Source organism: Nonomuraea mangrovi (genome assembly GCF_042681425.1).
GTDB lineage: Bacteria > Actinomycetota > Actinomycetes > Streptosporangiales > Streptosporangiaceae > Nonomuraea > Nonomuraea mangrovi.
On sequence record NZ_JBHUFV010000013.1, the window covers coordinates 66,515 to 73,556 of the forward strand.

Consider the following 7,042-nt stretch of genomic DNA (forward strand, 5'->3'; position numbering starts at 1 on the left):
ACTACATCTCGGACGGCCACAGTCGCGCCGTGCCATCGTCACCAGCGGTGGCGAGCAGGCGTCCGTCGGGGTGGAAGGCCACAGCGAGGACACGTCCCCGATGGCCGGTGAGGGGCTCGCCGATCGGCTGTCCGGTGACGGCGTTCCACAGTCGCACAGTGCTGTCGTCGCTGGTGGTGGCGATCAGGTGGCCGTCGGGGTGGAAGGCGACCCCGTTGACAGGATGGTACGCGGTAATGGACTCGCCGGTCTGCTCGCCGCTATCGGGGCTCCACAGTCGCACGGTGCTGTCGGCGCCAGCCGTGGCGATCAGGTGGCCGTCGGGGTGGAAGGCGATCGCGTAGACGGCTAGCCAGTGGCTGGTGAGGGGGTCGCCGATTTGCTGGCCGCTGCCGACATCCCACAGTCGCACGGTGCCATCGGAGCCGATGGTGGCCAGCAGATGGCCATCGGGGTGGAAGGCGACCCCGCGGACGCGTCCGGTATGGCCGGTGAAGGGCCGCAACGCCTGCTGGCCGGTGGCAGGGTTCCACAGTCGCACGGTGCTGTCGGCCCCGGTGGTGGCGATCAGGTGGCCGTCGGGGTGGAAGGCCACCGCGTAGACGCGCCCGGTGTGGCCGGTGAGGGGCTCGCCGACCTGTCGGCCGGTGGAGGGGTCCCACAGCCGGACAGTGCTGTCGTCGCTGGTGGTGGCGATCAGGTGGCCGTCGGGGTGGAAGGCGACCGCGCGGACGTGTCCCTGGTGGCCGGTGAGGGGGTCGCCGATCGGCCGACAGGTGGAAGGGTCCCACAGCCGGGTGGTGCCGTCTTCGCCGGCGGTGGCGATCAGGTGGCCGCCGGGATGGAAGGCGAGCGCGCGTACGGCTGGCAGGTGCTGCAAGAGAGCAGGTGCCCGCTGGATGCTCTGCGGGTTTGCCGCCGGTTGGTCCCGCACGCGAAATTTCGCCAGGTGGTCCTGCAAGCGGCGGATGCGCTCATACAAGAACCCCCGGCTGGGCCACATTTCGGCCGCCAACGCCCACAGCCGGACGGTGCCGTCGTCACCGGCGGTGGCCAGCAGGTTGCCGTCGGGGTGGAAGGCGAGCGCGCCGACGCCTGCCGCGTGACCGGCGAGGAGGTCGCCGACCGGCTGGCCGGTGCCGGGATCCCACAGCCGAGCGGCGCCGTCTTCACCGGCGGTGGCCAGCAGATGGCCGGCAGGGTGGAAGGCCACCGCACAGACCCGTCCCTGGTGGCCGGTGAGGGGCTCGCCGACCTGGCGGCCGGTGGAGGGGTCCCACAGCCGGACGGTGCCATCGGAGCCGGCGGTGGCCAGCAGGCGGCCATCGGGGTGGAAGGCCACCGTAACGAATCCGTGGTGGCCGGTGAGGGGGGCGCCGACCGGCTGGCCGGTGCCAGAATCCCACAGCCGGACGGCGCCATCATCGCCACCGGCGGCGAGCAGGTGGCCATCGGGGTGCAAGGCGATTGCGCCAACGCGTCCCTGGTGGCCGGCGAGAGGGGAGCCGACCGGCTGGCCGGTGTCGGGATCCCACAGCCGGACGGTGCCGTCATCACCGGCGCTGGCCAGCAGGTGGCCGTCGGGGTGGAAGGCGACCGTAACGAATCCGTGGTGGCCGGTGAGGGGGGCGCCGACCGGCTGGCCGGTGTCGGGATCCCACAGCCGGACGGTGCCGTCATCACCGGCGGTGGCCAGCAGGTGGCCGTCGGGGTGGAAGGCAACCACGCCGACGCCTGCCGCGTGGCCGGTGAGGGCATCGCCGACCTGCCGGCCGGTGCGACGATCCCACAGCCGTGCGGTGCCGTCGTAGCCGCCGGTGGCCAGTAGACGGCCGTCGGGGTGGAAGGCAACCGCGTAGACGAATCCCTGGTGGCCGGTGAGGGGGGCACCGACCTGCTGGGCAGATGCCGGTGGCTGGCGATGTGTCCTGGCAGAGTCACCATCAGGGCGCGGAGGAGAACTGCGAGCAAGTGCGGCGGCGCGGGCCGTCACCCACAGCGGCTTGAAGTCCTCCGGGTCGGCTTCCAGCGCTTCTGCCACGAGCTCGACTTGCCCCCAACGGGGGAGCTTCTCGCATCGCAGCACCGCCCTGGCGGTGGTGTGGCTCAAAGCCTTACTGGTACGGCGTTCGATCTCGCGAAAGCTCGGCGCGCCGCTGTGCAGGTGCGCATGGCCCAGCTGATCGCGCAACGCAGCCAAGGCCGCGACAGCAGCGTCGTCAGCGCCCGGGGGGACGGTTGCGGGTACGGCGGGTGAGCTCATGATGCGTCGAGCATCCCAGAGTGGAAGAAAACGTAAAACCCGCTTTGCGGAAGTGGCCCCGCACCTGGTGTGAAGCGTCAACTTCGGTCAGCGAACGTAGCCAGATGGAACGATGCGCGCTCGCGGTGGAAGACCTTGGCCGAAATCGGAAACGCCCCTAGCTACGTCTCCATGCTGGGAACACGTCCCCGACTGCGAGGACCACGCCAGCGAGGCCCACCCGCGCCGCCCTCTGTCACCGGGCACGGCGCAGGAGTGCCCGCGAGGCGTCCCAACCACGGGAAGGAATATGCCCACCGATGATGCCCTACCTCGCCCTGGGCGCCATGGCCCTCTTCGCCGTCTACCGCACCGCCGTGGAGGACAGGACGGCGCTCCGCAAGCCTCGCCCCCGCCGGCCTGCGGAGCGCGGCCCCGGCATCTTCGTGCCGCAGTATGTGATCATCGCAGCGGCCTGCCTTCTCTTGGGCGTTGCCGTCGGGGTGCTGGTGTGGCTGATCCCAACGATCTGGCCGCCAGTCGATGCGGCCTTGGCGGTCATAGGGCTGTCTCTGGCGCTGCATGGACTACGGCGTGGACGAAGCTGCAGTAGTAGGTGGTAGGGGCGTCCTCGTCGCCGTAGTGTGAGCGGCCGGTGAGCACCGTGTTCGTCGGACAGGTGAACGGGTCGATCCACTCCCGCACCGTCTCGGCGTAGGCGCGCTCGACCTTGATTGTCACGGCTGCGGCGGACGCGGGTGCGGGAGCTACCACGGTCACGGCCGCGAGGGCGGTCAGGGCGGCTGCCGCGCTCTCAATGACCTTGCCGCGGTAATCCCCGGATTTGCTGCGGTGGTGGATATGCCCACCTGCGGGAACGTGCACAAGGCAAGATCAGGTCTACGCGCTTACTGCGGTAGAGCCTCTTGGCGGCCAGCTCCAGCCGGATGGTCCAAGCACCCCAGTCGTGGGGGCACGCGTCAATAGGCGTGTCGGCAGGCGATAGGTCCAGGGGCCACGGGGAATCCGGTAGGCAGGGGAGAGGACGATCCGCTATGTATAGGACCTTTCATCCCTGAGCTGGAGTCCTGATGTCGGAAACCGATTCTCCCGAAGTGCGATCGCGGTGGCCTGGCCGAGGTGCGCGCCTGGTTGCCATAGGCGTGGCAGTGGCCTGTCTCGCCGTGGGGGCGGTGGCGGTGGTCGGGGTGAGCAAGTGGTGGAACGTGCGGGGCATTTCCTCGGCCCGTGAGCTCGCGCTGCGCGGTGTGGCAGTCAGGGGCGATGATCGGACCTCTGCGGTGGTGCTGGGCGCGGCGGCGGTGGCGGCCCACCCGGACAAGCTCAACCGATCGGCCTTGGAGGAGACCCTACTGTCCGGGCGCCGTGGCGTCGCCGCGCCGGCTGGAGCCATACGAGCGATGGCGTTGAACGACGACGGTCGGACAGCCCTGATGTCGATCGTCGACCAGGGGGTCACCTGGCGGAGCCTGGATTCTCCCATCCAGAAGGAGGTCCCCCTGAAGCTTGGCCTTGATGAGGAGGCACTGGAGGCCTCCAGTGAAGAGGAGGGCCGGAAACGGGAGGCCCCGTTCGTGGCGAGCATCCCCTTGGAGGGCGAGGCCGGAGCCGCCGCACTGGAGGTGTCGTCCGACGGACGACAGGCGGTCATCGGGGCTCTTGACGGGTCGCTCGGCCTGTGGCAATTGGATGACTCCTCCAGGCCGGTGCGGGTGGCCAAGGTGCCGGGCCAGAACTCCTTCATGGTCGCGAGCGTGGCGCTCGCTGCGGACGGCAGGACAGTCCTGGCAGGCTACGAGCGTGGCAGCGTGCTCTTGTGGGATCTGTCCAGCGGGAAACAACTGGCCACGCTCACGGGGCACAGCTCGTGGATCAGCGGGGTGGCCTTGAGCGACGACGGACGGATCGCGGTCACGATCAGCCGAGGCAGCGGATATATCTGGAATCTGGCCGATCGGAGGAGTCCGGTCCGGGTCGGCGCCATCCCGCGGGCAGGAGCCGACGGGGAGGGGCTCGACCTCAGTGCGGACGGCCGGACGGCCATGATCGGTGGCCAACTCTGGAACCTATCGGACCCGGCCCGGCCCAAGCTGGCGAAGCCCGTGGCCAAGGAGGCGGATGGCGTCTCGCTCTCCTCGGACGGGCAAGTCGCTCTGACCACAGACGGCGCCGGGAGCGCGACGCTGTGGCGGATCACGGACCCGGCGCGGCCCGTCAAGGTCGCCGAAGTCGCCGGAGTGGGGGAACTGGACTTGGACTACCTCACGATGTACGACGTCAAGGAATCGCCAGGATCAGCGATGGTGAGCGGGGACGGCGGGACGGTGCTGGCGGTGAGCGCCGAAGGCGGGGCGCTGTTCATGGACGTCGCGGGGCTCAGCGGCGATCCGCTCCGGGATGCCTGCGCGGAGATCGCGGAGGATTCGACGGCTGGCTTGGTCAGCCTGAGGGAGCGACTGGGCGTCGGGAGCTTCGTCGAGCCGTGCGACGGTGGGTGAGCGCTTACGGGTCGGTGATCAGAAATACTGAGGCCAGTTGTGCGCACAAATCGGCCGGACGCCAGCGTGGGGGAGTGGCCACAAGGGGCTGCGTTTCGTGCAGGAGGCCAGCAGTCCGCGAGCTGCGAGGCGTAGGCGAACCCGGCGAGGGTGAGCAGCCCGAAGACGATGTCGAAGCATATATGGACACTGTCAGGCGGCTGCCGGGCCGCGTAGCCTCGATCAGGCCTGGGGACACTGTGCTGATTCGATCTTGATCGATAGGGTGATCGGCCATGGGCGTTTTGGTCGACTACTTCACCGCAGACTCTGAGCTGTCGGCCCGGCGGGCTCTGTCACCCGGGCCGGCAGCTGTGAACTTGCCGTATGTCGATTGCAAGGGCTGGATTGACGAGCTCGCCACGATGGTGGCTGAGATCAGCGGGCGTGATCTCAGTGAGTTCGGCGACAGCGAGGTTGTCGTGGACGATGGGGACGCGGCGGGGGTGGAGCGGATGGCGCCGGAGGCCGTTGCAGCGCTCGCCGAAGTAGACGATGCGCAGTTTCGGGCATATGCCGAGGACGCGTTGCTCGAGGATTACGAGGTCGAGCGGATGGCTGCCCTTCGGGACCTGGCGCGCGAGGCGGTGCGGCTCAATCACGGGATGTATCGCTGGTCGTGCGTGTGAAGGCGGCGAACAGTTCCTCCCGTTGGGCGGGCGGGAGCCTGCGGCCCATGTCCGCCGGGCTTATCAGGGCGTGGTCGTCGTTGTCTTCGCGTGCCGTGCCGGCGAGGAACTCCAGCGCGAAGCGGGCCTCCTCGCGGTGCCGCTTCTCCGGCCAGTCATCGACCAGCGGCAGCACCGCCCTGACCCGTTCGGTGATCCGGTCGAGAAGGGCGTAGCCGGGAAGGCCCGGAAATCGCTGGGCCCGCAGATCGATGTGGCGGAAGGCGACGTCGTCGAGCTGGGCTCCGGTGAAGTCGTTGCCGGCGAAGTCATTGTGCTCTCTACCCAGAGTGGCCTGGTCGTGTTCGGACGGGCGGCCCCAGAAGTTCGTGCTCCGCACGCGGCCGAGAAAGACGCAATCGACGAACTCGGCCTCGAAGGTGGCCGTCTGCTGTCTCAGCCGAGATCGATCGAACACGCACCGCTCGAACCGCACGTTGCCGAAGAAGGTGTGCTGGGGGAACCGGGTGCGGCGGAAGGTGCAATCGCGAAAGACGGTCTGTGGCCACCTGGCGTCGTCCCACTGCTGCCCGTCGATGCCCGTGCCGGTGCTGCCCATCAGCAGCTGTTCGAAGGAGGTGTCGGAGAAGTTGCAGCCGTCGAACTCGCTGGCGTAGGCGTTGAAGCCGTCGAACCGGGTTGCGGTGAAGTCCACGTTCTTCAGCCGGGCCCGGTCAAAGATGAGGTCGGTCACGCCAGTAGGCAGCTGGAACCGCTGGTCGCGGAGTTCTCCGCGAGCGACGCTCGCGCTTCTCCACTCCTCGTGGGTCGGCTCGAGGGTGAAGCGCTCAAACGAGGACACGCCGACCGCCGGTAAAGGGGAAGTTCATGTGCGGAGTCTCGCATGCGGACCCGACAAATCTTTCTCTCCGATCATCGGTGATGGCAGGCAAATATATCGTCAGCGCCGGGTACGCACTGAGATCGAACAGCTCGATCCGGCGCTGGTTCGCGCTCGCATGCGCCTGCGCGAGGAGAAGCGGGCCTGCGGCATCAAGACCGCAGGCGCAGAACCCGAACCAGCGCTGTCCGCCGACGCCCGCGCCTACGCCGAGGCCCGCATCGCGGACCTGCCCACCTACCTGGCCCGGGTGGAGCGGGTTATCCGCGCCGCCACAGCCCGGATCGCTGGAGGCGATCCCGAGCAGGCCGCGATTGATGCGGTCCCCGGCACCCCGGCGGTGCCGTGATGCTCTATCACCAGGGCGGTCCGATCCCGCTCGGCGACCCGCCTGCCGCCGACGCCCAGGCCCGGGCGCTGGCCGCTGCACTGCTCACGGTCGCCGCCGATCAGCCGCCTGCCGCGGCGGCGCTCCCGCCACAATGAGACCAGACACGCACCCCTCCGGGAGAGACCATGGCCGACGACGCCCCGCAGGCCCGTGCCTTCGACCTGCCCGGCTGGCCCTGCCCGCCCCGGGTCGCCGACATCCCCGAGTGCAAGGACAGCTACGGCTGGATTGCGGCAGGGTCCGTGGCTGTCGATGATGAGGGCCGGCTGTGGGTCGATGGCCTAAGGCGTGTCTGATAAATGATCTCGGTGGTGCGGTTAGATGATCCTTCGTGGTGCGACG

Annotated in this window: 8 protein-coding genes; 5 read left to right on the plus strand and 3 right to left on the minus strand. The window is 68.9% G+C overall.

Features of this window, described 5'->3' with window-relative positions:
* Position 1: 1 nt before the first annotated feature.
* Entirely contained in the window at positions 2–2,263 is a 2,262-nt protein-coding gene (locus tag ACFSKW_RS07390) for a WD40 repeat domain-containing protein (RefSeq protein ID WP_379570521.1), read from the minus strand.
* 537 nt (positions 2,264–2,800) lie between these two features.
* Entirely contained in the window at positions 2,801–3,127 is a 327-nt protein-coding gene (locus ACFSKW_RS07395) for a hypothetical protein (RefSeq protein WP_379570523.1), read from the minus strand.
* Between the two features lie 323 nt (positions 3,128–3,450).
* Between ACFSKW_RS07395 and ACFSKW_RS07400 the strand changes: the two genes are divergently transcribed.
* Together ACFSKW_RS07400 and ACFSKW_RS07405 are read left to right on the plus strand one after the other, a co-directional pair.
* Positions 3,451–4,761 carry a WD40 repeat domain-containing protein gene (locus ACFSKW_RS07400; protein ID WP_379570525.1) on the plus strand — a complete coding sequence of 437 codons (1,311 nt, stop codon included), beginning with the start codon at positions 3,451–3,453 and terminating at the stop codon, positions 4,759–4,761.
* Between the two features lie 275 nt (positions 4,762–5,036).
* Complete coding sequence (locus ACFSKW_RS07405; protein WP_379570527.1) at positions 5,037–5,429, plus strand: hypothetical protein; 393 nt, start codon at positions 5,037–5,039, stop codon at positions 5,427–5,429.
* Here ACFSKW_RS07405 and ACFSKW_RS07410 read toward each other — a convergent pair.
* Positions 5,395–6,162, minus strand: coding sequence for a pentapeptide repeat-containing protein (locus ACFSKW_RS07410; protein ID WP_379570529.1), 768 nt, complete (start codon positions 6,160–6,162; stop codon positions 5,395–5,397). The genes ACFSKW_RS07405 and ACFSKW_RS07410 overlap by 35 nt on opposite strands.
* 85 nt (positions 6,163–6,247) lie before the next feature.
* Here ACFSKW_RS07410 and ACFSKW_RS07415 point away from each other — a divergent pair, with 85 nt between their 5' ends.
* From ACFSKW_RS07415 to ACFSKW_RS07425, 3 genes are read left to right on the plus strand one after another with little or no spacing between them, the layout of a single operon-like run.
* Positions 6,248–6,658, plus strand: coding sequence for a hypothetical protein (locus ACFSKW_RS07415; protein WP_379570531.1), 411 nt, complete (start codon positions 6,248–6,250; stop codon positions 6,656–6,658).
* Positions 6,658–6,795: a hypothetical protein gene (locus ACFSKW_RS07420; protein WP_379570533.1), complete on the plus strand. Its 138-nt coding sequence runs from the start codon at positions 6,658–6,660 to the stop codon at positions 6,793–6,795. Before ACFSKW_RS07415 ends, ACFSKW_RS07420 begins: the two co-directional genes overlap by 1 nt.
* Positions 6,796–6,825: 30 nt before the next feature.
* A complete protein-coding gene (locus ACFSKW_RS07425; protein ID WP_379570535.1) occupies positions 6,826–6,996 on the plus strand; it encodes a hypothetical protein in 171 nt (56 codons plus the stop codon).
* Positions 6,997–7,042: the final 46 nt, after the last annotated feature.

Excerpts from the sequence above, each read along its gene's own strand:
- ACFSKW_RS07390 (WP_379570521.1), bottom strand. The coding sequence starts at position 2,263 with ATGAGCTCACCCGCCGTACCCGCAACCGTCCCCCCGGGCGCTGACGAC.
- ACFSKW_RS07405 (WP_379570527.1), top strand. The coding sequence starts at position 5,037 with ATGGGCGTTTTGGTCGACTACTTCACCGCAGACTCTGAGCTGTCGGCC.
- ACFSKW_RS07420 (WP_379570533.1), top strand. The coding sequence starts at position 6,658 with ATGCTCTATCACCAGGGCGGTCCGATCCCGCTCGGCGACCCGCCTGCC.
- ACFSKW_RS07425 (WP_379570535.1), top strand. The coding sequence starts at position 6,826 with ATGGCCGACGACGCCCCGCAGGCCCGTGCCTTCGACCTGCCCGGCTGG.